The organism is Myroides phaeus (assembly GCF_009799805.1).
Taxonomy (GTDB): Bacteria; Bacteroidota; Bacteroidia; order Flavobacteriales; family Flavobacteriaceae; genus Flavobacterium; species Flavobacterium phaeum_A.
This window is the reverse complement of sequence record NZ_CP047050.1, coordinates 2,439,342-2,465,287: the sequence shown is the minus strand read 5'-3', so window position 1 is coordinate 2,465,287 and position 25,946 is coordinate 2,439,342. Positions and strand designations below refer to the sequence as shown.

The 25,946-nt window shown below is 33.6% G+C and carries 26 protein-coding genes and 4 tRNA genes; 14 read left to right on the top strand and 16 right to left on the bottom strand.

Annotated elements, in window-relative coordinates; all coding sequences use genetic code 11:
* Window positions 1-14 precede the first annotated feature (14 nt).
* Both uvrA and GQS07_RS11015 read left to right on the top strand, forming a co-directional pair.
* Entirely contained in the window at window positions 15-2,849 is a 2,835-nt protein-coding gene (gene uvrA / locus GQS07_RS11020; RefSeq protein ID WP_158210852.1) for an excinuclease ABC subunit UvrA, read from the top strand.
* Between the two features lie 6 nt (window positions 2,850-2,855).
* A complete protein-coding gene (locus tag GQS07_RS11015; RefSeq protein WP_158210851.1) occupies window positions 2,856-3,578 on the top strand; it encodes a TIGR00730 family Rossman fold protein in 723 nt (240 codons plus the stop codon).
* A gap of 70 nt (window positions 3,579-3,648) precedes the next feature.
* On the opposite strand, the gene GQS07_RS11010 is transcribed toward GQS07_RS11015, so the two are convergent.
* The 5 genes from GQS07_RS11010 to GQS07_RS10990 are packed head-to-tail and all read right to left on the bottom strand — an operon-like array spanning window position 3,649 to window position 7,454.
* Window positions 3,649-4,791, bottom strand: a complete 1,143-nt coding sequence (locus GQS07_RS11010) for a TlpA disulfide reductase family protein (RefSeq protein ID WP_158210850.1) — start codon at window positions 4,789-4,791, stop codon at window positions 3,649-3,651.
* Between the two features lie 57 nt (window positions 4,792-4,848).
* Complete coding sequence (locus GQS07_RS11005; protein ID WP_158210849.1) at window positions 4,849-5,613, bottom strand: LytR/AlgR family response regulator transcription factor; 765 nt, start codon at window positions 5,611-5,613, stop codon at window positions 4,849-4,851.
* Window positions 5,614-5,656: 43 nt separating this feature from the next.
* On the bottom strand, window positions 5,657-5,971 hold the full coding sequence (locus tag GQS07_RS11000) for a hypothetical protein (RefSeq protein ID WP_158210848.1): 315 nt from the start codon (window positions 5,969-5,971) through the stop codon (window positions 5,657-5,659).
* The gene (locus tag GQS07_RS10995) at window positions 5,972-7,324 is read right to left on the bottom strand and encodes a 2TM domain-containing protein (RefSeq protein ID WP_158210847.1); all 1,353 of its coding nucleotides are present in this window, start codon (window positions 7,322-7,324) and stop codon (window positions 5,972-5,974) included.
* A complete protein-coding gene (locus tag GQS07_RS10990; RefSeq protein WP_158210846.1) occupies window positions 7,308-7,454 on the bottom strand; it encodes a hypothetical protein in 147 nt (48 codons plus the stop codon). The genes GQS07_RS10995 and GQS07_RS10990 overlap by 17 nt, the downstream gene beginning before the upstream one ends.
* Before the next feature lie 249 nt (window positions 7,455-7,703).
* Between GQS07_RS10990 and GQS07_RS10985 the strand changes: the two genes are divergently transcribed.
* From GQS07_RS10985 to GQS07_RS10975, 3 genes are all read left to right on the top strand, one after another.
* Window positions 7,704-8,252, top strand: a complete 549-nt coding sequence (locus tag GQS07_RS10985) for an IS1096 element passenger TnpR family protein (RefSeq protein WP_158210845.1) — start codon at window positions 7,704-7,706, stop codon at window positions 8,250-8,252.
* Window positions 8,253-8,313: 61 nt separating this feature from the next.
* Window positions 8,314-9,378 (top strand): nucleoid-associated protein, encoded by a 1,065-nt coding sequence (locus GQS07_RS10980; RefSeq protein ID WP_158210844.1) that lies wholly within the window; start codon window positions 8,314-8,316, stop codon window positions 9,376-9,378.
* A gap of 65 nt (window positions 9,379-9,443) precedes the next feature.
* Entirely contained in the window at window positions 9,444-9,971 is a 528-nt protein-coding gene (locus tag GQS07_RS10975) for a hypothetical protein (RefSeq protein WP_158210843.1), read from the top strand.
* A 513-nt stretch (window positions 9,972-10,484) separates the two neighbouring features.
* Here GQS07_RS10975 and GQS07_RS10970 read toward each other — a convergent pair.
* The 3 genes from GQS07_RS10970 to msrA form a co-directional block, all read right to left on the bottom strand.
* Entirely contained in the window at window positions 10,485-10,904 is a 420-nt protein-coding gene (locus tag GQS07_RS10970; RefSeq protein WP_158210842.1) for a hypothetical protein, read from the bottom strand.
* A 111-nt stretch (window positions 10,905-11,015) separates the two neighbouring features.
* Window positions 11,016-11,291: a hypothetical protein gene (locus GQS07_RS10965; RefSeq protein ID WP_158210841.1), complete on the bottom strand. Its 276-nt coding sequence runs from the start codon at window positions 11,289-11,291 to the stop codon at window positions 11,016-11,018.
* A gap of 14 nt (window positions 11,292-11,305) precedes the next feature.
* Complete coding sequence (gene msrA, locus GQS07_RS10960; protein ID WP_158210840.1) at window positions 11,306-11,854, bottom strand: peptide-methionine (S)-S-oxide reductase MsrA; 549 nt, start codon at window positions 11,852-11,854, stop codon at window positions 11,306-11,308.
* 137 nt (window positions 11,855-11,991) lie between these two features.
* On the opposite strand from msrA, the gene GQS07_RS10955 reads away from it, so the two are divergent.
* Both GQS07_RS10955 and GQS07_RS10950 read left to right on the top strand, forming a co-directional pair.
* Window positions 11,992-12,672 (top strand): ABC transporter ATP-binding protein, encoded by a 681-nt coding sequence (locus tag GQS07_RS10955; protein WP_158210839.1) that lies wholly within the window; start codon window positions 11,992-11,994, stop codon window positions 12,670-12,672.
* Window positions 12,665-13,423: a TIGR02757 family protein gene (locus GQS07_RS10950; RefSeq protein ID WP_158210838.1), complete on the top strand. Its 759-nt coding sequence runs from the start codon at window positions 12,665-12,667 to the stop codon at window positions 13,421-13,423. The genes GQS07_RS10955 and GQS07_RS10950 overlap by 8 nt, the downstream gene beginning before the upstream one ends.
* Before the next feature lie 61 nt (window positions 13,424-13,484).
* On the opposite strand, the gene GQS07_RS10945 is transcribed toward GQS07_RS10950, so the two are convergent.
* From GQS07_RS10945 to GQS07_RS10935, 3 genes are read right to left on the bottom strand one after another with little or no spacing between them, the layout of a single operon-like run.
* Window positions 13,485-14,396 carry a Ppx/GppA phosphatase family protein gene (locus tag GQS07_RS10945; protein ID WP_158210837.1) on the bottom strand — a complete coding sequence of 304 codons (912 nt, stop codon included), beginning with the start codon at window positions 14,394-14,396 and terminating at the stop codon, window positions 13,485-13,487.
* Window positions 14,397-14,405: 9 nt separating this feature from the next.
* On the bottom strand, window positions 14,406-16,523 hold the full coding sequence (gene ppk1, locus GQS07_RS10940) for a polyphosphate kinase 1 (RefSeq protein ID WP_158210836.1): 2,118 nt from the start codon (window positions 16,521-16,523) through the stop codon (window positions 14,406-14,408).
* A gap of 1 nt (window position 16,524) precedes the next feature.
* Window positions 16,525-17,010 carry a SixA phosphatase family protein gene (locus GQS07_RS10935; protein ID WP_158210835.1) on the bottom strand — a complete coding sequence of 162 codons (486 nt, stop codon included), beginning with the start codon at window positions 17,008-17,010 and terminating at the stop codon, window positions 16,525-16,527.
* Window positions 17,011-17,178: 168 nt separating this feature from the next.
* On the opposite strand from GQS07_RS10935, the gene GQS07_RS10930 reads away from it, so the two are divergent.
* From GQS07_RS10930 to GQS07_RS10905, 6 genes are all read left to right on the top strand, one after another.
* Window positions 17,179-17,739 carry a DUF4199 domain-containing protein gene (locus GQS07_RS10930; protein WP_158210834.1) on the top strand — a complete coding sequence of 187 codons (561 nt, stop codon included), beginning with the start codon at window positions 17,179-17,181 and terminating at the stop codon, window positions 17,737-17,739.
* A 26-nt stretch (window positions 17,740-17,765) separates the two neighbouring features.
* Complete coding sequence (gene kdsA, locus GQS07_RS10925) at window positions 17,766-18,584, top strand: 3-deoxy-8-phosphooctulonate synthase (protein WP_158210833.1); 819 nt, start codon at window positions 17,766-17,768, stop codon at window positions 18,582-18,584.
* 161 nt (window positions 18,585-18,745) lie between these two features.
* Window positions 18,746-18,829, top strand: a tRNA-Tyr gene (locus GQS07_RS10920).
* A 47-nt stretch (window positions 18,830-18,876) separates the two neighbouring features.
* A tRNA-Tyr gene (locus tag GQS07_RS10915) sits at window positions 18,877-18,957 on the top strand.
* A gap of 48 nt (window positions 18,958-19,005) precedes the next feature.
* A tRNA-Tyr gene (locus GQS07_RS10910) sits at window positions 19,006-19,086 on the top strand.
* Window positions 19,087-19,135: 49 nt separating this feature from the next.
* A tRNA-Tyr gene (locus tag GQS07_RS10905) sits at window positions 19,136-19,216 on the top strand.
* A gap of 393 nt (window positions 19,217-19,609) precedes the next feature.
* Here GQS07_RS10905 and GQS07_RS10900 read toward each other — a convergent pair.
* Entirely contained in the window at window positions 19,610-20,731 is a 1,122-nt protein-coding gene (locus GQS07_RS10900) for a retropepsin-like aspartic protease (RefSeq protein ID WP_158210832.1), read from the bottom strand.
* 202 nt (window positions 20,732-20,933) lie between these two features.
* Between GQS07_RS10900 and rlmD the strand changes: the two genes are divergently transcribed.
* Window positions 20,934-22,346: a 23S rRNA (uracil(1939)-C(5))-methyltransferase RlmD gene (gene rlmD, locus GQS07_RS10895; RefSeq protein ID WP_158210831.1), complete on the top strand. Its 1,413-nt coding sequence runs from the start codon at window positions 20,934-20,936 to the stop codon at window positions 22,344-22,346.
* A gap of 58 nt (window positions 22,347-22,404) precedes the next feature.
* Here rlmD and GQS07_RS10890 read toward each other — a convergent pair whose 3' ends face one another.
* From GQS07_RS10890 to GQS07_RS10875, 4 genes are all read right to left on the bottom strand, one after another.
* Window positions 22,405-23,154, bottom strand: coding sequence for a hypothetical protein (locus tag GQS07_RS10890; protein WP_158210830.1), 750 nt, complete (start codon window positions 23,152-23,154; stop codon window positions 22,405-22,407).
* Window positions 23,155-23,240: 86 nt separating this feature from the next.
* A complete protein-coding gene (locus GQS07_RS10885) occupies window positions 23,241-23,819 on the bottom strand; it encodes a lactate utilization protein C (RefSeq protein ID WP_158210829.1) in 579 nt (192 codons plus the stop codon).
* A gap of 7 nt (window positions 23,820-23,826) precedes the next feature.
* Window positions 23,827-25,200 (bottom strand): lactate utilization protein B, encoded by a 1,374-nt coding sequence (locus GQS07_RS10880; protein ID WP_158210828.1) that lies wholly within the window; start codon window positions 25,198-25,200, stop codon window positions 23,827-23,829.
* 4 nt (window positions 25,201-25,204) lie between these two features.
* Window positions 25,205-25,945, bottom strand: coding sequence for a (Fe-S)-binding protein (locus tag GQS07_RS10875; protein ID WP_090406720.1), 741 nt, complete (start codon window positions 25,943-25,945; stop codon window positions 25,205-25,207).
* Window position 25,946 lies beyond the last annotated feature (1 nt).

Here is a 25,946-nt window from a genome sequence, read left to right as displayed (position 1 = left end):
CTTTGCAAAAAAATATGGCTAAAACAGAAGAAACAATTGAAGTATTAGGAGCAAGAGCACACAATTTAAAAAATATTGATGTCTCTATTCCGAGAGAAAAACTTGTTGTTATTACAGGATTATCAGGTTCAGGAAAATCTTCATTGGCATTTGATACTATATATGCTGAAGGGCAGCGTCGTTACATAGAAACTTTTTCTGCGTATGCGCGACAATTTTTAGGTGGTCTTGAAAGACCTGACGTTGATAAAATTGATGGACTATCGCCTGTAATTGCGATTGAACAAAAAACTACAAATAAAAGTCCTCGTTCTACTGTGGGGACAATAACAGAGATATACGATTTCTTACGTCTTTTATTTGCTCGTGCGGGTGAAGCATATAGCTATAATACGGGCGAAAAGATGGTGAGCTATTCTGACGAACAGATACTTGATCTAATTACAACTGATTTTGATGGTAAAAGGGTAAATATCTTAGCTCCTGTCGTACGTTCCAGAAAGGGACATTATCGCGAACTATTTGAACAAGTAGCTAAGCAAGGTTTCCTAAAAGTACGCGTAGATGGAGAAATCAGAGATTTAGAATCGGGAATGAAAGTTGACCGCTATAAAACTCACGATATCGAAATTGTTATTGACCGCGTAGCTGTAGATGATTCTGAGGCAACAAAACAGCGTTTGACAGAGAGTATCAAAGTAGCTATGCATTATGGTGATGATACTATTATGGTCTTAGAACACGATGCTAAGGAAGTGCGCTTTTTTAGTAGACATTTGATGTGTCCTTCTACGGGTATTTCTTACTCTAAACCTGAGCCGAACAACTTCTCTTTCAACTCTCCTAAAGGGGCGTGTGAGTCGTGTAATGGATTAGGTGTTGTTAATGAGATTAATCTGTCTAAGATTATTCCAGACAACAAATTATCTATTGCCAATGGTGGTTTAGCGCCTGTGGGTACAGAGAAGAAATCGTGGATATATAAACAGTTGGAGACAATTGGTCAGAAGTATGATTTTACAATGACTACGCCAATTAAAGATATCTCAGAAGAGGCTATGGACATTATTTTAAATGGTGGACAAGAGAGTTTCTCTGTCGTTTCTAAGGTTGCTGGGATTACTAAGAACTATAAAATCGACTTTGAAGGGATTACCAACTTTATCAAAAACCAATTTGACGAAAGTGAAAGTGCGACTATAAAACGTTGGGCTAAAGAATACATGGATGAAATCGTTTGTCCTTCTTGTAATGGTTCTCGTTTGAAAAAAGAAGCGCTTTACTTTAAAATTGGCGAACAAAATATTGGTGATTTAATTCAAATGGACGTTGAGTCTTTGATCAACTGGTTTAATGAATTAACACCAAAACTATCTGAAAAACAAAAGAGTATTGGTACAGAAGTATTAAAGGAAATTACTACACGTCTTTCCTTTTTACAAGATGTTGGTTTAACGTATTTGTCATTAAACCGTAGTTCACGTACTTTATCAGGTGGTGAAGCTCAGCGTATACGCTTGGCAACACAGATTGGTTCTCAACTTGTAGGAGTGTTATATATCTTAGATGAGCCAAGTATTGGGTTGCATCAACGCGATAATGAGCGTTTGATCAAATCGCTTGAATCACTTAGAGATATTGGTAACTCTGTATTGGTTGTTGAGCACGATAAAGATATGATTGAACGCGCTGATTACGTAATTGATATTGGTCCGAAAGCAGGAAAAAATGGTGGTAAAATAATTAGTGCTGGTACGCCTAAAGAGTTGTTGAAAGAAGATACACTTACAGCCAATTACTTAAATGGTAAAATGAAGATTGAGATTCCGTCTGAACGTAGAAAGGGCAATGGGAATTTCTTAAAATTAAAAGGGGCAACAGGTAATAACCTAAAGAATGTAAGTATTGAAATTCCATTGGGAACAATGACTTGTGTAACGGGAGTTTCTGGTTCGGGTAAATCTACTTTAGTGAATGGTACCTTATACCCTATTTTAAATACTCATTTTTATCATGCTGTGGCAAAACCACAACCTTATAAGAAAATTGAAGGATTAGAGCACATTGATAAGGTTATTTGTATTGACCAAAGTCCGATTGGTAGAACGCCAAGGTCTAACCCTGCAACTTATACAGAGGTATTTTCTGATATTCGTAATCTATTTGCTCAAATACCTGAAGCGTCTATCAGAGGCTATAAACCTGGTAGATTTAGCTTTAATGTAAAAGGTGGAAGATGTGATACTTGTGAAGGATCTGGAGTAAGAACCATTGAAATGGGATTCTTACCAGATGTATATGTAGAGTGCGAAACTTGTCAAGGAAAGCGCTTTAATAGAGAAACTTTAGAGATTAGATATAAAGGAAAGTCTATTTCTGATGTTTTAAATATGACCGTTACAGAAGGTGTGGAATTTTTTGAGAATATTCCAAAAATATATCGTAAATTGAAAACTATTGATGAGGTGGGACTTGGGTACATAACCTTAGGGCAACAAAGCACTACTCTATCTGGAGGAGAAGCTCAGCGAATCAAATTAGCTACCGAATTATCTAAGAAAGATACTGGTAATACTTTTTACATTTTAGACGAACCAACAACTGGTTTACACTTTGAAGATATCCGTGTTTTAATGGAGGTCATAGAACGTCTTGTGGAAAAAGGTAATACTATATTGATTATTGAACACAACCTTGACGTAATCAAATTGGCAGATTATGTAATTGATGTGGGGTATGAAGGAGGTAGCAAAGGTGGACAGATAATAGCTGTTGGTACACCTGAAGAAATAGTTAAAAATAAGAAAAGTTACACTGCTCAGTTTTTAAAACACGAGTTAAAAAATTAATTGATTATGAAAGATGTAGTAAAAAGTGACGAAGCTAAAATCCAAGAAAAATTCAAACAAAGATCATGGAATGAGATCAAGACTAATGACTCTTGGGGGATTTTTAAAATTATGTCAGAATTCGTAAACGGATATGAAAAAATGGGACGTATCGGTCCTTCTGTTTCTATCTTCGGATCTGCACGTACTAAAAAAGAAGATCCTTATTACAAATTAGCAGAGGAAATTGCTTTCAAAATTAGCCAGGCTGGATATGGTGTAATTACAGGTGGAGGACCTGGTATCATGGAAGCTGGTAACAAAGGAGCTCATCTTGGAAAAGGTGTTTCAGTTGGTTTAAACATTGAATTGCCTTTTGAGCAACATTTCAACCCATATATCGATCAAGACAAGAACTTACAATTCGATTACTTCTTCGTTAGAAAAGTAATGTTTGTTAAGTATTCTCAAGGATTCGTAGTTATGCCAGGTGGATTTGGAACATTAGATGAGTTGTTTGAAGCGATTACATTAATTCAAACTAAGAAAATTGCTAAGTTCCCTATCGTACTTGTAGGTACTGAGTTCTGGGGAGGTTTAATTGAATGGATTAAATCTACTTTGTTAGAAAAACACAGTAGCATTTGTCCTGAAGATATGAACTTGATCAAATTAGTTGATTCTGCAGATGAAGTTGTCGATGTACTTGACACATTCTATAAAAAATACAACTTAAGACCAAACTTCTAATAGTTGTCATAAAAATAAAAGCCCGTAAGTATAAAACTTACGGGCTTTTTTATGCTTTAGATTATAAATCTTATTTTAAATATTTTTCGATAGCTTTTTCTAATTCAGCTCCTCTTAAATTTTGTTCTAAGATATTACCATTTCCGTCAATTAAGAAACTTGCTGGAATTCCTTCAATTCCATAAGCTCCAACGATTGGATCATCCCAGTATAATAAGTTAGAAACTTGAGCCCAAGCTAATTTATCTTTTGCAATTGCACCTTTCCATCCTGCGTCATCTTTATCTAAAGAATAACCAATAATCTCAAATCCTTTGCTTTTGTACTTTTCGTAAGCTTTAACAAGGTTTGGATTTTCTTGACGACATGGTCCACACCAAGAAGCCCAAATATCAACTAAAATAAGTTTTTTACCTTCAATAAAAGTATTCAAAGTCAACTCTTTACCTTCTGGAGTTAATCCTTTAAAATCTGGTAACTTCTCTCCTATGCTTAAAGCCTCAGGTTGGTCTTGTAACATATCTAAGTTAGCCTGGATTTTCTTACCAATTTTAGATCCTTTTAAATCTACAGAGAAAGTATCAAACTCTTTTTGTAATTCATTAGCATCCATTTCTTGGTTACCCATTTGTTGGTAGAAAGCTAATAATCCAAGTACAGAGTTTTTATTCTCTTCTTTGAACTCAGTTAACTTACCATCTAACTCAGTCATAATTGCCTGTGATTTATCTTGCAACTCTTTAATACGTTGGTCATTTTGTCCCTCGTTACTTTGTTGCAACATCATCATTTCCATACCATCCTCATTATAAAATGCCATCATTCTTTCAATAACTGGCGCCATTTTATCTTGGAAAGCTTGTAACTTTTTATTGTTATCTGTTCCCCCTACTAAAGGTTTACTTGGATTTTTTTGATCGTATTTGATTGTAATTGTTCCTGGTTCTCCTAAGAAAAATACAGTTGATTCTAATCCGTCACCAAATTTTAAGAATGCTTCATCTGCCTCTGTAAAAGGATTGTCTAAAACTACTTTCCCATCTTTTACAACTCCAGAAGCGATTGCTTTAGGTTCGTTAGAACCAGCTTCTCTTGTTAGAATCTCTACTTTTGTATCATCAGAAATATTATCTGTTTCTACCTCAATCTTACCTGCTTTGTTACAAGAAACAAAAGCTAAAACAGATAATAGTAATACACTTAATTTTTTCATTATAGTTTAATTGTAATTTATTTTATTAAAAATAGAAACTTTCTTAGATTAAATCTACTATTCAATCCATTTTTTAAAATCATTAACTTTCTCCCTACTTACGATTAAATCATCATTATCGTATTTTAGCAAACTTATCTTTAAACGTGAATTACTATAAATACTTATTTCTTTAATAGATGTCAATTCTATTATAAATTTCCTATTAATCCTAAAGAACAAATTAGGGTTTAATATTTTCTCTATCTCTTCTAAAGATAGATCAATTAAGTAATTTCTATCCTCAATCGTCTTGATATAGGTAGCTTTGTTTTCACTATAAAAACACATAATTTCCTTTAGCTGAATAATTTTTAACTGTGAACCAATCTTAACTGAAAAGCGTTCTTTGTACTCTGGCTGACTTGTATTAGTCATGAATTGCTTGAACAGATTTAACTGTTCGTTAAAACCAAAAATAGCTGCTCGATTACTTTGAAACTTCTGTATAGCATTAGCTAATTCATCCTCCTGAATTGGCTTTAATAGATAGTCTATACTATTTAGTTTAAATGCTCTCAAAGCGTATTCATCATACGCTGTAGTAAAGATAATAGCACTGTTAATCTCTACTTGTTCAAATATTTCAAATGATAATCCATCTGATAATTGTATATCTAAAAAGATGAGGTCTGGCTCTTGATTAGAACCAAACCATTGAACCGCTTCTTCAACACTCGTAAGTTTCATTGCTGTAGAATAACCTAATTTCTCCAACTTTCTTTCAAGTGAACGTGCTGCGGGTTTTTCATCTTCTACGATGACTATATTAAATTTTGTCATTAAGTTTTAATTGATATTCATACGTTCTTTTCATCTTCTCAAATTATTTCTGTTCCATTTTATCTTGCAAACTGCTCAATAAAGGAATATCTTCCAGATAATTGAGAATGAGCCTCACAATGATACAAAAAAGCCAAATAAGAAGTATTACATAGGCATACAATGTTCCTTCATTCTGATTTCCAATCTTGATAACAACTTGCTCCATTCCCACTAAATCCTCATAGAGTACAAAACTTAACATCCCTAAACAGAGGATAGATTGGCAGATGATTGAATACAACTGTTTGTTTCTCAACCTTGAGAGTTGCCCCAAAGCTGATACAACAGCTGGATTAAAGTTATAAACTTGTTTCATCTAATCCCATTCTTTTGGTTTATTCTTATGCTTCTCTACGTATTCACGAATCTTCTTATCTTCCCAATCCTTTCCAAGGAATAGGTTATAATTATATGTCCTCATAGCATCAGACACTAATCCAATACCCCACGCAAAAAGAACAATCATACTCCACATAAACTGAGGAGCTGTTATCAAATTAAGCATTATTAGAAAGGTATTCACCATAATGTACGACGTCAAGTGTGCGTAAAACTTCTTGATTCGCTGTACTTTCTTTTTAGCTTCGATTAATATCTCTTGCTCATTCTCTGGTACGTCAATAATTCTCATGTGTTCTATAATTTTGGTTAGTATTGGTATTCTTACTGCGAAATAATCTTCTGTTTCTTCAATCTTGATTGGTTTACTGGTCAACAACCCATAACGAGAAGCAATGTTTTGAAGGCCTATTCCTTGTCTGTTATCCAGCTTTTGTTTCTTATTTAGGTTATTTTCAATGCGCAAATAACCATCTGTATCCTCCTTAATAATGATATGAATAGGCTTTGAAGCAGTTGCCTTATTGTGTTTGATAACATTTTCAAGCAACAATTGTAAAGACAAAGGAACTACCTTTGCCCCTTCTTGTTTAATGTGCTGTGGCATTTCAAAAGTCAAACTATCCTCAAAGCGCATTTGCAGCAATGCTATATAGGTCTTTGCAAAAGCAAGTTCTTCTTCTAAAGGAACTAACTCTTTATTCTTTTGATCTAAGATATAGCGATACGTTTTAGAAAGTGAATTGTTGAACTCTACAGCCTTTTGCTGATCTTCTTCTATCAACGCACTTAGTACATTTAGGCTATTAAACAAAAAATGTGGATCTAATTGATTCTTTAAACTCTCAAATTGTGCTGATACATTTCCGGTTATTACTTTCTGTTCTTCTATTATCTGATCTTTCGAAAGTGACGTAAACCTAATATATAAGTAAAGAGCGATTAGAATACTAATGAAGATCGTAAAATTAAATATGGACTTGAATCCGCCATATAACATAAAGTAAGAGGTGTGCTTCCCTCCAATTATTGTTATATCAATCAACTTTAATACTATTCCAAGGATAAATATAATTGTGAAATTAATTGCTGTAGTTATCCCCGTTACAATTAATACATTACGATTATCTACTTTAATGTATTTTTTAACTTGTAATAAATACTTCTTACTCAAAAAATTATTGATTAAAAAGAGTATTACAAGAAAGGCCATACAATAGGCTAAAAATAAAGGAACGTCTATAAAGTGAAGTTTTAATACCTTTTTAAACATAATAAAAAGGATAAAAACTAATCCGATAATTTTAAGTACACTATTCTTTTCTTGCATCTGTTCGTTTGTCGTTAAATGATTTATCTGTATTCACTACTTCCGTAGGTGCTTGCGCTGCCTTTAGCTTTTTTTCTGTATTTAAACATAATACATTTAAGAGTGCATTGATCAAAAATAAGGTAATCATTAATATAATTTTCATAATCTTTAGCGTTGTTGTTAGTACAAATCTGCGCCATAATTATTTCAATAAAAAAAGAAAGCTACCGAATTGTAGAATAAGGAGGATGAATTGTAAATAGTGATTAATACGGATAAAAAACTGAACTTCAATCTTCTGTAAGAGTATAAATAAAATGTAAATAAAAAGGCACGCTTTTATTCTCTAAAAATGAATAATAAGTTTAAATTTGCGTTTCAAATCCACAAATAAGATATGGTTTATAAGTTTAGAGTTATCCTTGATACTGAGGAAGATATATTTAGAGATATTGCTATTTTAGAAAGTGATTCATTAGAAGATTTACACAATGCTATCGTTAATACCTTTGGTTTTGACGGAATGGAGGCTGCTTCGTTTTATGCTTGTGATGATCAATGGACACAATTAGAAGATGAGATTTCTTTGTTTGATATGGGCGAAGAACCAGGAGAAAGTAAAACAATGCACTCTACTCCTATCAATACAATCCTAAACGAAGATAACACTAAGATTATTTATGTTTATGACTTTTTAAACATGTGGACATTCTTCGTTGAGCTTGGTGCTGTTGAAGAGGAAGAACCTGGTGTTGTTTACCCTGAATTATTATTCTCTCATGGTATTTTACCTGATGGAATGCCTGGTAAAAACTTCAGTGCTGATCCTGTTTCTAATGAAGATATCTTTGGAGAATTTGACGATGACTTCGATGAAGAAGATTACGATATGTTCGACGGAGATGATAGTTTTGAAGACTTCGGTTATGAAGACAATTGGAACTAATCTTTTTTAAAACTATTTACTTTTAATATTGTAGTATAATCTACACCTTTTAACTATTGTTATGATTAACTTATTTAATGCACACGTTGAAACTCTTTCTATTCATAGAGTTGGTAATAAAAGTAGAAATGAAGCTATCTTCTTATCTGAAGAGCCTTACAACTTAAATGATGAAATTGCTCCTTTATTAAAAGAGTACTTCTTCAAGCCTTTCCGTGAAAAAGAAGAAAACTATTATCAATTTGCACACGATGTTGATTTAGAGTTCAATGAAATGTACAATTTAGCAAATGAAGTATTTAACGCTCCTTCTGCTGAAAATGCGCACGCTGTATCTCAAAAGATAACACGTCATTTATTTGAGCAATCTAACCACCCTCATATTAAAAACGGAGAGGTTTATGTAGCTTATTTAACGAACTTGTCTATTGATAATAATGTGGTTGATGCAATAGGTATCTTTAAAAGTGAAATTAAAACAGACTTCTTACAGTTCCAAGAAAAGGCTTCTAACTTAGAAATGGTTCTGCAACAAGGAATTAACTTAAATAAGTTAGATAAAGGTTGTATCATCTTCAATTATAAAAAAGAAGAAGGGTATAAAATCTTAACTATTGATAGTAATAAATATGACGCTCGTTATTGGTTAGAGCATTTCTTAAATGTAGATATCTTCCAAGATGAGGCATTTATGACTAAGAAATACTTGAAGTTCTGTCAAGACTTTGCTAAAGAAGTTGTTTTACCAGCAGAGGACAAAAAAGAGGAAGTTATGTTTATGAATCGTTCTGTAAACTACTTTGCTAAGAACGACGAGTTTGAAGAAACTAACTTCTTAAATGAAGTAATTGACAATCCTGATTTAGCAGCTGAGTTTAAAAACTACAAAGTTGATAAAGGAGAAAAATATAGTATCGAAGACACAACTTCTTTCCCAATTGCAAACAATGCTGTTTCGGATGCAAGAAAGAAATTGAAGAATGTTATTAACTTAGATACCAATATTCAAATCAAGTTAGACTTTATCAATCCTGAAAGTGCAGATAAGTTTGTAGAAAAAGGATGGGATGAAGAAAAACAAATGTACTACTACTTAGTATATTTCAACAAAGAACAAAAATCTTAATATATTTCTTAAAAGCGATTCTGTAAATAGAATCGCTTTTTTTTAAAACTAATAAATACTTTACAATGAAAGAGTTTGAGTTTATACTAATTTCAGAAAATGCTTTTAATAGTGATAATATACAAGATATTGTAGATTCAAATATCTCTGTAATCAACGTTTTGCGTTCTTCAGAAATCGGAGATGACGAATTGCATCCTGATGCTTTCAGTAGCTATTGTGTTGACTATTATTTCCAAACTTTAAAAGAAGAAGGTTTGCCTGCTTTTATATGGAAAAGCAAATGGGACCAAGATTTGATTGAGATTATTCAAGCTGGAATAGCTGCTATGAATGCCCCTGAAAGCTTAGAGTTTTTTGAAAAACAAATGAGAAGAGTTAAGGCATTTAGTAAAATCAAATTGGGGAAATTCTTACAAACAGATTTCGGAAAGGATAAAGCTACAGCTGCCCTACTTGATGATGCTTCTTTTAAAGAAATTAAAGAAGACTTGAAAGAATTGAATGCTACTTGGTTAAAATCACACCCTGATTTAAAAGTTGCTAATCTTGAAGAAATGCAAACTATCATTACTGAATTCATTTCAGAATAAAATAATATCTATTCTTTTTAGAATACACTATAATGAATGGCTTAAGCTTTAAAAGTTTAAGCCTTTTTTTGTATAAATCCCTTTCATCACTAAAGCACATTATTTTACACGTTTACCAGCATAGATGAGTCCTCTTCAAATTTTCAATATTTGAGAACTTTTTTCCAAGGATGTAAAATATGGAAAAGAAAACAAAATGCGTATTCTTACCTCTATTTCCAAGAAATAGTAAATAGGTACACTACTACTTACAAGAGCTACTATTGAAAATTTCCATATTTCTGAATTTATTTTTTAAAATCTGAAATATGCGAATTTCAGAAAGCCATACTTACCATTAGTACTAAGAAAATAACAGCTACCTCTCCTACTGCTTTACTACCTAATCTTTGTAATAGTAAAGGGTGTTGCATTTTTTAAAACTAAGAAAGTTGTAAACAAAAGAGGGATAAAGTAAAATAACTTTATCCCTCTTAGTTTTCAATAATCAAATACTACTACGTATGAGATTAACTATTTATCATATTCTACTTTAGCAATCTTAAGGTCATTCCCTTTTTTCTCTAAGTAGATTTTTTCAGTAGACTCAGCATTCTCATACTTTACTTTGTATTCAAATACGAAATCTTTCGTTTTCTCTTTTTTGTTTTTATCAGTCAATTCCCATTCATCTAACTCAAAACTTTTAATTTTTCCAAGTTCAGCCTCTCTTTGTTTCAAACTTTTAACGAATGCTGCTTGTTGCTCTGCGTTAAAAAACTCATCATTCATTAATTTAGGAATTGAGTCAAAGTTCTCTTCCATTACGTGATAATAATACCAACCTGTAATAGATTTACCTGCATTTTGATCTCCTAATACAGTGCTCTTTTTAGCGTTTGTACAAGAAGTTAGTGCTGCTGCTGCAAATAAGAAAGTGATTAATTTTTTCATAAGAAAATGCTTTTTTAAATTTTTTTAATTCTCGAATTCTACCGTTCTTTTAATTATTATAAATTTAATAAAACTTTATGATTTTCGCAAATCTATTTACCTGATTTAAAGCTATTTCTTTTTCACAATATAAGTGTAAACCCACGTAATTGTAAAGGTTGGTATAAAGTCAAATCCCGGTGATAATTCTTCAATGAAATTGACGATTGCCCCAACTTTCCCTATTTTTCCTGGATACATTTTAGCTAAAATATAAGCTGACACTGGAGCCCAAACTACGTCTGCTACCTCTCCTATTCCTGGAAAAACGTAAGTAATACATCCTAATAAGTCCATCAAGATACTAATTACAAGCTGTCTATTTCTTATACTCTGATTTGTTAGCATTTTTCTGCCTTTATTTATTTCAATTTACTACTGTATTTTGACTTGAATTTATCAACTTTTGGCTTAACCACTAATTGACAATAAGGATTTTTATCTCCATTCTTCTCAAAGTAATTCTTGTGATAATCTTCCGCTACGTAAAACACTCCTGCCAACGATAACTTTGTAACAATCGGATCTACAAAAACCTTTTCCTCAGACAAAATATGCATATACTCTTTTGCCAATTCCTTTTGGTTTTCATCTGTATAGAATATTTCACTTCTATATTGTGTACCAACATCTTCCCCTTGTCTATTTAAGGTAGTTGGATTATGTGTAGAGAAGAAAATCTCTAATAATTGATTATAATTAATTAAGGATGGATTATACGTGATTTTTATTGCCTCTGCGTGTCCTGTTTGCCCAGTACAAACTTCTTCATACGTAGGATTGGCTTTTGCTCCTCCAATATAACCTGGTAAAACTTCAATCACTCCGTTTAAATTACTAAAAATAGCTTCAGTACACCAAAAGCATCCTCCTCCAAAAATAGCTGTCTTTGTATTATTTGTATTCTCCATTTCTTTTCTTATTGTTTTTGAGTTTTCACGTATAAAGATAAATCTTTATTTCTAAAATATTATAACTTCTCTTTTTATGATTTTCATTTTTATAATAACTAAAACATCGTTACTTTGTATCCTTAAATGGATAACAAATGATACGCGCAGTAAATATTCACAAATTTTACGACCAATTAGAAGTATTGAAAGGTGTAGACCTTCATATTAAAAAGGGAGAAATTGTTTCAATCGTTGGAGCTTCTGGTGCTGGTAAAACTACTCTACTTCAAATATTAGGTACTTTAGACCAACCTTCTGCTCAAAACGGAACAAGCTTATTCATTAACAATCAAGATGTTTTAAACTTAAAGGACAAGGAGATTTCTAAGTTCCGCAATCTAAACCTTGGTTTTATCTTTCAGTTTCACCAATTACTTCCTGAGTTTACTGCTTTAGAAAATGTATGTATTCCAGCTTTTATCGCTGGTAAAGATAAGAAGGAAACAGAAACTGAAGCTAAGCGTTTATTAGAGTATCTTGGGTTATCTCATCGTGTTTCTCACTACCCTTCTGAACTTTCCGGAGGTGAACAACAACGTGTTGCCGTTGCTCGTGCTTTAATCAATAAACCACAGGTAATCTTTGCAGACGAACCTTCTGGAAATTTAGACACACAATCTGCTGAAAACTTACACCAATTATTCTTCAAATTGCGTGATGAATTTGGACAAACATTTGTGATTGTAACGCATAATGAAGATTTAGCTAATATGGCTGATCGCAAGCTTACAATGGTAGATGGTTTAATAAAAATAAAAGAGACTATTAATGACTAAGACTGAACTTAAAGAGTTTTTAGACGAAAAGGTAATCTTGTACAACAATCCTGATTTTATTACAGATGATCCAGTACAAATCCCTCATCTTTACTCTTTAAAAGAAGATATTGAAATAGCTGGTTTTCTAAGTGCTACTATTGCTTGGGGAAACAGAAAAATGATTATTAAGAATGCACATAAGATGATGGACCTTATGGGAAATTCCCCTTATGATTTTGTGCTTAATCACAGTGAAAGCAACTTAGAAAATCTCCACGATTTTGTACATAGAACTTTTAATGGAGTGGACTTTATGACTTTTGTAAAGTCTCTTCAAAACATCTATACAAATCACGGGGGTTTAGAAGCCATATTCGCTACAGACGAATATTCTGTGCAACAAAGAATCTCTAAGTTTAAAAAGGTATTCTTTGAAATCGAACATCCTTCTCGTACGGAAAAGCATATCTCAGACCCATTAAAAGGTTCTGCTGCTAAGCGTATTAATATGTATTTACGTTGGATGGTAAGACAAGATAATGCGGGAGTTGATTTAGGTATTTGGAAGTCTATTAGTCCAAGTGAGCTTTCTTGTCCTTTAGACGTACATTCAGGTAATATGGCTCGTAAATTAGGTATTCTTACAAGAAAACAAAATGATGGAAAGGCACTCTTAGAGCTTGATACTGCTTTACGTGATTTTGATCCAACGGACCCAGTAAAATATGACTTTGCCTTATTTGGATTAGGCGCTATAGAAAAGTTTTAAAAGCAAAAAGAGATAAACAGTATTAGTGTTTATCTCTTTTTTTATACCTATTGACGATCAACTATATCGTTTGATAATCTAATTTAATCTTATTGTGATAAATTGCTTTTACAATACCATCAGACACTCCTATTTTAGGAACATAAATATACTTAGCACCACTCCATTTCATAGCATTGTTATAAATCTTAATCGCAGGAATAATAACATCCGCACGATCGGGATTTAATCCCAATACCGAAATACGATCTTCATAAGACATAGTATTTAAGCGTACCAACTGCTTGTGTAAATAAAAGTATGTCAATGGTTTATCTTGTGCTTTACCAGACATCTTAAAGATCTTATTGATGTTTCCACCTGATCCAATTACTATTAGATTCTCAAGCCCTTTAGTCTCTTCTTTTATCCAATGCTCTATATCTGTCCAAACGCTTTCTTCTACCATATTATTCAGCAAGCGAACAGTACCGTTTTTAAACGACTTAGAGTTAATCTGTTTTCCTTTATCAAATAAAGTAAACTCCGTACTTCCACCACCTACGTCAATGTATAAAATACTATTCGGACTATTAATGAAGTGTTTTAAGTCAGAAGAAGCAATAATCATAGCCTCTTTCTTCCCATCTATAATACTAATCTTAATCCCTGATTCCTTATATATTCTATCAACAATCTCTGGTCCGTTAGAAGCATCTCTCATCGCACTTGTAGCACAAGCCATAAAGCGTTCTACTTTATTGACTTTCATCAACAAATAAAAAGCCTTCATAGCATCTACCATTCGCTCTTGAGATTCCTCACTAATCTTTCCAATTGTAAAAGCATCCTGACCTAAACGCACTGGTACCCTAATAAGAGAACTCTTACTAAAAATAGTTTCTTTTCCTTCCTCTTCAATGATGTTCATTATTAACAACCTCATTGCATTGGAACCAATATCGATAGCAGCGTACTTCTTTATGTTGAGCATATATTCCTTTTACTTTTTTAATTTATTTTGATAGTATTTGTACATTTCCATTTGAGAGTGAAACTTGTTTTCACCAGTAAACCCTCTGTATTTATTAGACAAATCTCCTGATTGAATTCTTGTCTTATAGTTACCTTTCCATCCAATTTCAAAGGTTTCTATCAACTCTTGTTTGATAGCTTCATCATAAATCGGACAAGTAACTTCTACCCTCTCGTCTAAATTTCTTGTCATAAAATCTGCAGAAGATATATAGATATCTGGATTGTTATTATTTCCAAAAATGTATATACGTGAGTGTTCTAAAAATCTATCTACAATACTAATTGCTTCAATATTCTCACTCATACCTGGTACACCCGGAATCAACGAACATATTCCTCTAATAATCAAGCGAATTTTAACTCCTGCATTACTTGCTTCGTATAGTTTATCAATCATTTTAATGTCTGACAAACTATTCATTTTTAACCAAATATATGCTGGTAGTCCATTTTTAGCATTCTTAATTTCTCTCTCAATTAACTTGTAAAACCCTTTACGTGTATAATGTGGAGAAACTAACAAATGTTTGTATTTATGTACGCGATAATTTACTTGTAAGAACTCAAATACCTTAGACACATCTTTCATTAACGAATTGTGGCTTGTAAATAGTGTTACGTCTGTATATATCTTAGCACTACTTTCGTTAAAGTTACCTGTTGACAAGAAACCATAACGTTTAATCTTTTTATTTTCAAGACGTTCAACCACACAAATTTTACTGTGTACTTTTAGTCCTTTTACTCCAAAAATCAACTGAATTCCTTCCGCCTGCATTAATTCAGAGTAATAGATATTACTTGTTTCATCAAATCGAGCTTGTAATTCAACCTGAGCAACAACTTTCTTACCATTCTTAACCGCATTAATCAATGAGCTAATAATCTGCGAGTTTTTAGCCAATCGGTATAAGGTAATCTTAATAGATAAAACCTGTGGATCTAAAGCAGCCTCACGTAAGAACTTCACTAAATAAGAAAACGATTGATAAGGTGTATAAACCAAATAATCTTTCTTCTGTATTTGTTGAATAATACTGTCTTCTAAATTCAAGCCAGGTACAGCTAATGGCACTTGTTTAGGATACGTCAAGTCGATTCTACCCGTAGTTGGGAACCCCATATAATCACGGCGGTTATGGTATCTCCCTCCCGGAATAATACTATCATTCAACTCAATCTCAACGTTCTCCATCAAGAAATCAAGCATATCATCATCCATTGATGAATCATAAACGAAGCGAACAATAGCTCCTTCTCGTCTATCTCTAACACCACTTGAAATCTTCTCTACAAACGATTTGTGTAAATCTGTATCAAAGTCTAACTCTGCATCACGCGTTACCTTAATCATATAAGCCGATTCAGCTTTATAATCAAAGATATTAAACAGGGAATCAAGATTATAACGAATAATATCGTCTAACATAATGATGTATTTCTTATCTTCATCTGACGGTAACTCGATAAATCTATTGACAATATTTGGAATCTCAATAATAGCATAACGCACTGCCAACAAGCCTTTTTTGTGCTTAGCGGTCTTGTGCTTTTCAAGCAATTTTTCATCTAAAGCCAACTTAACTACTAAGTATCCGTGTGTATCTCTTAACAATGGAAACTCAGCTAAATCACTTAAGATAATCGTTACTAAATCGGGAGCAACCTCGTGCAAGAAAAACTCTTTGACAAACGCTTGTTGTTTCTCATTGATCTCTTTCTCGTTCAACATAAAGATACCTTCCTCTTCCAGTTTAGACTCAACTTCGTGTAATATGCGTAAACTTTCGTTTTGCAACTCAATCACACGCGCTGTAATCTGTGCTAATAACTCTTTTACTACCGCTCCACTACCTAACTTGCGATTGCTTTGTCCTGTTAAAGTCATTCTACGAATTGTAGCATACCTAACTCTAAAAAACTCATCTAAGTTATTTGAAAAAATACCGATGAAGCGCAAGCGCTCTAACAAAGGTACAGTTGCATCACCTGCTTCTTGTAAAACACGTTCATTAAATGCTAACCAGCTTTTCTCTCGGTCAACGTAACGGTATTTGCTTGTACTATTATTATTGCTATTCATTCTATTTTAAATCTCTTGGGAAAATGGTTAATTCTGTAACCCCTGATTCTATACTACCCCAATCATCTGTATCGAAATTTATCACTACAACACCTGAGGTTGGTACATTATCAAAAGTTTCGCTACCAAATTTATTAACAAATTTTGTTATTGCATCATTATGGCCAAAAAGAATTAGCGCATCGTGATCATTTTTACATTTTTTGATCTCTTCACGCAACTTTGAGTGCTCAAAAGTGTATAATCCTTCTCTAATTATAACACATTCCAAACTCAAATCCATATTTTGACAAAATATAGTTGCTGTTTCCTTTGCCCTTTTAGCTGGACTCGTCCAAATAATCGACTTATTAGGTAAATGTTCTTTTAAAACATCAGACACAAGATGTGCATCTTTAATCCCCCTCTTAGAAATCGGTCGTGTTAAATCATCTGTTATCGTATCCCAGCTTGATTTTGCATGCCTAATTAGGATTATTTTTTTCATAAAGTATAGTTTTAATGTTGTTTGCAATATTTTTAATCTAATAACTGCATATTTCTTGCCAAGAATTAAATAAGTCTCCTAAACTTAGTAAAAAATATCAAACTAAAATATATTTTATGCTATTAAATAAAAACTTTACTTTTGAACTATTAATTTTAAAAGACAGTAATGAAGAATTTCTCTATTGAGTTTAAATGGGCTGCCCTTGCAACTTTAGCAGCATTAATTTGGATGTTTATCATTAAATCACTTGGTTTTCACAGCATTGAGAAAATTCGTTATGAGGTAGCTTTCGAGTTACTATTTAATATTTTACTTACTGTATTTTATTGGTTGGGAATTAGACAAAAGAAGTATGAGTTTTACAACGGTATTATTTCTTGGCAACGCGCTTTCTTGTCTGGATTAGTTATCTGTGTAATGATTACCTTCTTCTTCCCTCTTATCCAATACATTACCTTCTATCAGGTTTCTCCTAATTTTATGAACACCTTTTTGGAAGCTTTGACAACACAAACAAATATGTCGTTAGAAGAAGCTCAAAAAAGTGCCTCTTTTGATTTATTTATGAGAAATGGAGTAACGAATAACCTTTCATTTGGAGTAATTATTGTGTCTATTGTTTCATATTTCTTGCAAACTAAGAATATGACGCCTGAAGCACAACGTACAATTACAAACAGAGCAGAAGTAGTTAAAGTAAAAAAGAACAAAAACAAGAAAAAGTAACACACTAATAATAAACATTGAGTATTATGGACATTAATAAAATCCCCCTAATTAAAAATACAGACGCAGATAACTTCTTCCTTTTAGCAGGACCTTGTGCTATTGAAGGAGAAGAAATGGCAATGAGAATTGCTGAGCGCATCATTAAAGTAACTGATGATTTAAAGATTCCTTTTGTATTTAAAGGTTCTTTTAAAAAAGCAAATAGATCTCGTATTGACAGCTTCACAGGTATTGGTGATGAAAAAGCACTTAAAATACTTCAAAAAGTAGGAAAAGAGTTTGGTGTACCAACGGTAACGGATATCCACGAACAAAGTGATGCTGCAATGGCGGCAGAATACGTTGATGTTTTACAAATACCTGCTTTCTTAGTTAGACAAACTGACTTAGTTGTAGCTGCAGCAAACACTGGTAAAGTAGTAAACTTGAAAAAAGGTCAATTTATGAGTCCTGAAAGTATGCAACACGCAGTACAAAAAGTTCTTGATTGCCAAAACGAGAGTGTGATGGTTACAGATAGAGGTACTATGTTTGGATACCAAGATATGATTGTTGATTACAGAGGTATTCCAACAATGAAGCAATTTGCTACAACTGTTTTGGATATTACACACTCTTTACAACAGCCAAACCAAACTTGTGGTGTAACTGGTGGACGTCCTGATTTAATCGAAACTGTAGCAAAAGCAGGTATCGCAGTAGGTGTTGATGGATTATTCTTAGAAACACACTTTGATCCAGCTAACGCAAAAAGTGACGGAGCGAATATGCTTCACTTAGATTATTTCGAGGATTTAATGAAAAAACTTGTGGCAATTCGCCAAACAGTGAACAAATTCTAAAAAATAATTAAAAAATATTTTCCTTGTACTTTTTTTAGAACCAAACAGTTAGAGGTACAAGGAAAATAAAAGTTAAAAAAAAACACAAAGAACGCTTGCAGATTAAGGAAACAGCGCTATATTTGCACCGTTGAAAACAAACAATAAGCGATTATGCTTATGGGGAGATACTCAAGCGGCCAACGAGGACGGACTGTAAATCCGTTGGGTAACCTTCGCAGGTTCGAATCCTGCTCTCCCCACCAAACGTTCTTTAAAAAACATATTATATTATTTAAGTAATAATACCGGAGGGGAGATACTCAAGCGGCCAACGAGGACGGACTGTAAATCCGTTGGGTAACCTTCGCAGGTTCGAATCCTGCTCTCCCCACTAAATTCTTTATAGAATAACAATATATACTTAAATAATAATACCGGAGGGGAGATACTCAAGCGGCCAACGAGGACGGACTGTAAATCCTTTGGGTAACCTTCGCAGGTTCGAATCCTGCTCTCCCCACTAAGTTTTTTAAAGAACAACAATATTATTGATATAAGAAGGTACCGGAGGGGAGATACTCAAGCGGCCAACGAGGACGGACTGTAAATCCGTTGGGAAACCTTCGCAGGTTCGAATCCTGCTCTCCCCACTACAAAAGCGACTATTATTAGTCGCTTTTTTTGTTTATATTTGTTACGTTATTAATTGAAGAGAATCAGTCTATTTCTTTTTCAATTGAAAATAACTTTCTTTATATAGAAAGCCATTCTATTGTATATTGATAATGCTTTCTGTACTACTTCACATAAAATATATCGCTATTTCAAACGCACCTTGTTCGGAAACGATTCGAGACTTGTTCGGGAGTCCTTCGTAAAAGAGGCTCGTTTTCCGAACAATGCACGACTTTTTCCGAAGGATGTTTAAAAGAAGACTCCTTTAATATTTAGCCAATATCTGTATTGCTGTAAAATATAAAAAAAGCCCAGAATTAATCATATTAATCAATTCTGAGCTTTAAATAGTTTTACATTATTTTATATCAATATTCAAATTCTTTTTTCCCTCTTTTCAGTCCTAACTTAGGAGTATCTTTTGCTATCTGAAAATACTTTCTATAACCACATATCTCACTTATTGCTACACCATCAATTGTTATAACTTCATCACCAATCTTCAATACCTTTTCATTCTCACTGATAGCCGCTATAATATACTTCCCTTCTTGATAAGCAATTCCGTAACCAAACTTATTCAAATTAGATTCTCCCTCGTATCTTCTAACTTGTTTTAAAAATAATAGTTGTAAATCGGCCATATAAATCATATGAAACTGTTTTATGAACTCCACTCCTATTTGATATATACCTTCTGAAGGGCTAAAAGCTAATTCCTGTTCGTTAAGTATACGATCAGCAAGCTGGACCCTACCATTTACACTTATCTGTGTCTTTGCTAAGCCCTTATTCAACCCAAATGCACCTACACTTCCATAGCTTAGAAAACTTTTGACAGCTAACGTTTCAATGTATTTCACCATATCCCTATCTCGTGATACGGATAAATACCCATTATCTCCCGTATCCACTAAAAAAGGACGGTACATACCTCCGACAGCCATAGGGATAACTATACGCGTAGGATTTTGATCGTTTAAACTTGCTACGTGAATAAAGTCATCACTCAATATACGCAACTCTAAAGCCCTTGAAAAGTCCTCCAAGATAATTTCCTTCTTAATTGGATCTATTTCCAATACCTTATCTTTATAAATCACATTTCCCAAAATACCATCAATCTTATAACAATCAAATATAGGATCCTTCAGCATTGGAAACTGCTCTAAGTCTGTAAAAGGTAAATTGCGAAAAACATAATTGCCAACCTTTAAACTATCTACACGCATTTTAGCCACATCTTGTAATACGTTATTCGCATCAACAGCAGCAATACTCCCCGCTTTTTTATATCCATCTAACAAACTACCGCGAATAGATAAACCATCCCAACCGGTGTCAAACAGAAAAGTCATCTCTTTATCATTTACGGTCAAATTAACCAACATCCAACCCGATTCGTCCGTATAAGGCAAGCGAATTGTTTGAGCAGAAGACATAGTACTAAAGAGCACAAAAAAGGCTAATACAATCTTTTTTAAAGACATAGTGGTGTGTTTTTTTACGAAGTACTAAAATAGTATATATTCTAATTGATACAGCGCCTTAAAAGAATTAAACTACTTTTTAATTCCTGCTATTTGAAACATAAATGAGCCAACAAACCTTCTCCTTCTTTAGAATGTTTCCTAATTAGCAAAATTCAAATAAAAATGATTTTCAAATTGAAATTAAGTTTATTTTTGCGGCATGACAAGAAAAAGAACAGAAAGAATCGTATTCGAAAACGTAGAAGTCCTTGATGCAGGTGCAAAAGGCGTTTCGGTAGCTAAAGCTCCAGATGGGAAAGTAATATTTATTCCTAACGTAGTTCCGGGAGATGTGGTAGATGTGCAAACTGTAAAAAAACGCAAAGCGTATTATGAAGGTCGTGCTATCAAGATCCATAAATTTTCTGAACACAGAATTGACGCCGTTTGTGAGCACTTCGGAGCTTGTGGTGGATGTAAATGGCAAAATATGAAATACAGCCAACAGTTGTTTTACAAAAACCAAGAGGTTTTTAACAACTTGAAGCGTATTGGTAAAATTGAATTACCTGAATTCGAGCCTATTTTAGGTTCTGAAGAAACTTTATTTTACAGAAATAAAATGGAGTTCTCTTTCTCTAATGCTCGTTGGTTAACACCAGAAGAAGTAGCAAGTGGAGAAGAAATGGGTAAAGAGAATGCTCTTGGATTCCACATCCCTAAAATGTGGGATAAAATCTTAGATATCAAGAAATGTCATTTACAAGAAGACCCTTCTAACGAAATTCGTAACGAAATCAGAAGATTTGCTAATGAGAATGGGCTTTCATTCTTTAATCCTCGTGAACAAGAAGGTTTATTGCGTACATTAATGATTCGTACTGCATCTACTGGAGAAGTAATGGTATTAATCCAATTCTTCCACGAAGATCAAGAAAAGAGAGAGTTATTACTTAACTTCTTAGCTGAGCGTTTCCCAATGATTACTTCATTACAATATGTTGTAAACGGAAAAGCAAACGATACAATCTACGATCAAGATGTAGTATTATACAAAGGACGTGATTATATCTTAGAAGAGATGGAAGGACTTAAATTTAGCATCAATGCTAAATCGTTCTACCAAACAAACTCTGCTCAAGCTTACGAATTATACAAAATTACAAGAGATTACGCTGGATTAACAGGAAATGAGTTAGTATATGACCTTTACACAGGTACAGGAACTATTGCTCAGTTCGTTTCTAAAGCAGCTAAAAAAGTAATCGGTGTTGAGGCAGTTCCTGAAGCTATTGAGGATGCTAAATTAAACGCTGAGCGCAATAATATTACAAACTGTGATTTCTTTGTAGGAGATATGAAGAATGTGTTTAACGATGAGTTTATCGGTACACACGGGCATCCTGATGTAATTATCACTGACCCTCCTCGTGATGGAATGCACAAAGATGTAGTAGAAATGATCTTAAAGATTGCTCCTAAACGCGTAGTTTACGTAAGTTGTAACTCTGCAACACAAGCACGTGACTTAGCTTTAATGGATGAAAAATACAAAGTAATTAAAGTAAGACCGGTGGATATGTTCCCACAGACACACCACGTTGAAAACGTAGTATTACTTGAATTAAAATAATATTCTAAAAAAAAGCCCTTGTATTAAATACAAGGGCTTTTTTATTGCGTTTAATTCGCTATTTACTTTTCTGTTTTTGATACAAGATTTTAAATTCTTCTTTACCAATGTCAACACGCATCTGCTTGATAATAGGGCGTCCTAACATAATTCCAAAACCTACACTACACTTAACATAGTACTCGTGACCTTTTTCTAAAGTAAGCTTTACTTCTTCTGTTGTTTCTAAACTACCTTTAAATATTCTATCACCGTACGTTGTTGTTTTGTAACTAAAAGTTTCACCTGTACGCATTCTTCCAATATTTTGACTTTTTTCATCTTTTACTTTGTATCCTAACAAATGACCAGGACCACCTGTTGGTCTGTAAAAGTGAACAATCGCATAATCTGGATCTCCTTCTATTTTCTTAGCATACACATTAGAATCACTGAAACGCAGATCTTTTAAGTGTTCTGTATTCAAATTACGAAAAGCTTTTCCTTGTATTCTATAACAAGTACTCCCCATTGAAGTAGGTGTCTTTACCTCTGTTACCATTATAATATTGGCCCCTACTTTACGCGCTGCATTCTCAAAATCTGTTATCACAGTTTCATAATCACAACGAGTTGTAAATCCAGAATCGCCAATTTTGACTGTTCCCACCAATTCTGTCGCTTCTGGCAATTGGCGAACATTCTCTACGATGTAAACTTTGGTAGAATCTGCCAACGGATTGTGGTTCGTTCCAGACACTTTTGTTCTAACAGCAGTAGAACAACTGCATAATAATGCACTAATAAATAAGATAGATAGGTATCTCATATTGCTTGGTTTTTAGGTATAAAAAAAGAGACGCAATTATACGTCTCTTTTTCTTTATATTCTAAGCAATATTAAACTTTTCTTAATTATTTTAAAATAACTGTTAACCCTTTAGGTCCGTGGGCTCCCACTACTAAAGCTTGTTCAATATCAGCTGTTTTAGAAGGTCCTGAAATAAACACTCCAAACCCTTTATCATTTGTTCCAATCTTAGCATAAGCCTCGTGCATATTATTGACAATCTTATTCTTATCTAAAACGATAACTAAGTATTGTGTGATAAAATACAATGCTTTGTGCTTAATCTCTTGAGGAATCCAGATACAACCATTCTCAGCTACACCTAACTCTCCTTCGATTATTGCTAAGTCTACATCCTTTAAATCAGTTGCCTCTGCTACTGAATTAGGATCTAAAGTACTCAATGTAATATCCTTTAAAGCAGAAGAAATCTCCTTTGCATCCGGATATAAGTCACGAATAACAGCATTGATATCTTGTCCTTCTTCTAAAACTACAGCGTGTCCACCAACAGCTTGAGAAATCTCAACAAACTGTGTCAACAAGTTATCAAAAGTGATAGCATCCAATTTCACAACGGGTCTATCATGTCTTTTCTGTATGTTTCTTGTTATCTTTTCTAATATGTAATTTTTGCTACTCATAACTCTACTATTTTTTTTGAACCTTACCTTTCTTCCACATTTCTGTAAAAGACTCTTTTGCAAAAGGAGGTAACGAACGACCATCTTCCCATTCTTTCAATCCAAAAGTCAACGAACGAGGCGCATATTTTGCTAATGAAGAGAATTTCAAACTTGTTCTAAACAACGCTGGATGTGTAAATAAAAACTGCATACCAGAAGAAATAAGTTTCTTAGAAGCATTTGCTTTTCCTAAAGAATCTAAATCTTGACGCCATTTATAAATCTGATCTGCCAAGTCAATACGCACTGGACATACGTTATTACAAGAATAACATAGCGAACAAGCAGAAAGGTTTTCACTGTGTTTCACAGGATCTTTAAGCATTCCTAAGTTAATACCAATAGGTCCAGGAATAAAGTAAGTATATGAATATCCACCACTACGTCTGTAAACCGGACACGTATTCATACACGCACCACAACGGATACAGTTTAATGATTTGATGTGATCTTCATTTGTAAGAATATCACTACGCCCATTATCTACAATGATGATGTGAAATTCTGCACCCTCAATTGGTTTTTGGAAATGAGACGTATACGTTGTTGTAGGTTGTCCTGTAGCAGAACGCGCTAATAAACGTGTAAATACCGCTAAACACTCTCTGTTAGGGATAACTTTTTCAAGTCCCATAGAAGCGATGTGCACCTTAGCTAATGAAGTACCCATATCGGCATTCCCTTCATTAGTACACACAACAACCTCTCCTGTAGAAGCTACACCGAAGTTAACTCCAGTCATTGCAACATCAGCAGTTAAGAAATCATTTCTCAATGACGCTCTTGCAGCACGAGTTAAGTACGTAGGATCACTATTTCCTTTTTCAGTGTTTAATTTCTCACTGAATAATTCCCCTACTTCCTCTCTTTTCATATGAATAGCAGGAAGTACGATATGTGAAGGCGCAGTACCATTTAACTGTAAAATACGCTCTCCTAAGTCACTTTCAATAACATCAATTCCCTTAGCCTCTAAGTAATGGTTAAGCTCACACTCTTCAGTAAGCATAGACTTACTTTTTACCATTTTCTTAGCATTGTGTTTTTCAAGAATTGAATGTACAATAGCATTGTGCTCTTCAGCATCTTTAGCCCAGTGTACAATTACTCCGTTAGCTTCAGCGTTAGTTGAAAACTCTTCCAAATAAACATCTAAATTACTAACACTATGTAACTTTATTTTTTCTCCCATAGCTCTAAGTTCTTCCCATTCAGGAATTGTCTTAGACATACGGTCTCTTTTTTCTCTTACAAACCACAAGGCATTATTATGCCAAGCAGCCTTTTCTGAATCCTGCTGAAAAACGCCAGCATTCTGTGAATGTTTTGTACTACCCATAATCTTATAATCCAGCTGCGAATATTTCTACTACGTGAATGGTTTTAATTGGCAGACCTTTTTTGTCTACAATTCCCCCCATATGCATCAAACAAGAACTGTCTGGTCCTGTAATATATTCAGCACCAGTTGCAGTATGACAAGAAACCTTATCATTCCCCATTCTAATAGATACAGCAGGCTCCTCGATAGAAAACATTCCACCAAAACCACAACACTCATCTACTCTTTCTGGTTCTACAACTTCTACACCTTTTACTAATCTTAATAAATCTTTTACTTTAGAGTAAGGTTTAATATTTAACTCACTTGCCGACCCTAATTTAAGCTCTCTTAAACCGTGGCAACTATTATGTAAGCTCACTTTATGTGGGAAAACACCTGGAAGTGCTTCAACTTTTAAAATGTCGTGTAAAAACTCACACATATCATATACTTTACCGCTAACCTTACTTGTACATCCTTCTTTCTCCATAATACGCGGGTAAGAATCTTTTACGAACCCAACGCAACTTCCCGAAGGAGCAACTATATAATCATATTGATCAAATAATTTATTAAATTGATTTGCCAATGGTAATGCTTTATCTTCAAAACCCGCATTAGCCATAGGCTGCCCACAACATGTTTGATCTACAGGATAATCAACCTCTACACCAAAATGTGTTAATAGCTTATAACTTGCTACACCTACTTCCGGATATGCCGCATTCACGTAGCAAGGAATAAATAATCCAACTCTCATA

Coding starts and splice junctions, on each gene's coding strand:
- uvrA (WP_158210852.1), top strand. CDS start 15: ATGGCTAAAACAGAAGAAACAATTGAAGTATTAGGAGCAAGAGCACAC.
- GQS07_RS11015 (WP_158210851.1), top strand. CDS start 2,856: ATGAAAGATGTAGTAAAAAGTGACGAAGCTAAAATCCAAGAAAAATTC.
- GQS07_RS11010 (WP_158210850.1), bottom strand. CDS start 4,791: ATGAAAAAATTAAGTGTATTACTATTATCTGTTTTAGCTTTTGTTTCT.
- GQS07_RS11005 (WP_158210849.1), bottom strand. CDS start 5,613: ATGACAAAATTTAATATAGTCATCGTAGAAGATGAAAAACCCGCAGCA.
- GQS07_RS11000 (WP_158210848.1), bottom strand. CDS start 5,971: ATGAAACAAGTTTATAACTTTAATCCAGCTGTTGTATCAGCTTTGGGG.
- GQS07_RS10995 (WP_158210847.1), bottom strand. CDS start 7,324: ATGCAAGAAAAGAATAGTGTACTTAAAATTATCGGATTAGTTTTTATC.
- GQS07_RS10990 (WP_158210846.1), bottom strand. CDS start 7,454: ATGATTACCTTATTTTTGATCAATGCACTCTTAAATGTATTATGTTTA.
- GQS07_RS10985 (WP_158210845.1), top strand. CDS start 7,704: ATGGTTTATAAGTTTAGAGTTATCCTTGATACTGAGGAAGATATATTT.
- GQS07_RS10980 (WP_158210844.1), top strand. CDS start 8,314: ATGATTAACTTATTTAATGCACACGTTGAAACTCTTTCTATTCATAGA.
- GQS07_RS10975 (WP_158210843.1), top strand. CDS start 9,444: ATGAAAGAGTTTGAGTTTATACTAATTTCAGAAAATGCTTTTAATAGT.
- GQS07_RS10970 (WP_158210842.1), bottom strand. CDS start 10,904: ATGAAAAAATTAATCACTTTCTTATTTGCAGCAGCAGCACTAACTTCT.
- GQS07_RS10965 (WP_158210841.1), bottom strand. CDS start 11,291: ATGCTAACAAATCAGAGTATAAGAAATAGACAGCTTGTAATTAGTATC.
- msrA (WP_158210840.1), bottom strand. CDS start 11,854: ATGGAGAATACAAATAATACAAAGACAGCTATTTTTGGAGGAGGATGC.
- GQS07_RS10955 (WP_158210839.1), top strand. CDS start 11,992: ATGATACGCGCAGTAAATATTCACAAATTTTACGACCAATTAGAAGTA.
- GQS07_RS10950 (WP_158210838.1), top strand. CDS start 12,665: ATGACTAAGACTGAACTTAAAGAGTTTTTAGACGAAAAGGTAATCTTG.
- GQS07_RS10945 (WP_158210837.1), bottom strand. CDS start 14,396: ATGCTCAACATAAAGAAGTACGCTGCTATCGATATTGGTTCCAATGCA.
- ppk1 (WP_158210836.1), bottom strand. CDS start 16,523: ATGAATAGCAATAATAATAGTACAAGCAAATACCGTTACGTTGACCGA.
- GQS07_RS10935 (WP_158210835.1), bottom strand. CDS start 17,010: ATGAAAAAAATAATCCTAATTAGGCATGCAAAATCAAGCTGGGATACG.
- GQS07_RS10930 (WP_158210834.1), top strand. CDS start 17,179: ATGAAGAATTTCTCTATTGAGTTTAAATGGGCTGCCCTTGCAACTTTA.
- kdsA (WP_158210833.1), top strand. CDS start 17,766: ATGGACATTAATAAAATCCCCCTAATTAAAAATACAGACGCAGATAAC.
- GQS07_RS10900 (WP_158210832.1), bottom strand. CDS start 20,731: ATGTCTTTAAAAAAGATTGTATTAGCCTTTTTTGTGCTCTTTAGTACT.
- rlmD (WP_158210831.1), top strand. CDS start 20,934: ATGACAAGAAAAAGAACAGAAAGAATCGTATTCGAAAACGTAGAAGTC.
- GQS07_RS10890 (WP_158210830.1), bottom strand. CDS start 23,154: ATGAGATACCTATCTATCTTATTTATTAGTGCATTATTATGCAGTTGT.
- GQS07_RS10885 (WP_158210829.1), bottom strand. CDS start 23,819: ATGAGTAGCAAAAATTACATATTAGAAAAGATAACAAGAAACATACAG.
- GQS07_RS10880 (WP_158210828.1), bottom strand. CDS start 25,200: ATGGGTAGTACAAAACATTCACAGAATGCTGGCGTTTTTCAGCAGGAT.
- GQS07_RS10875 (WP_090406720.1), bottom strand. CDS start 25,945: ATGAGAGTTGGATTATTTATTCCTTGCTACGTGAATGCGGCATATCCG.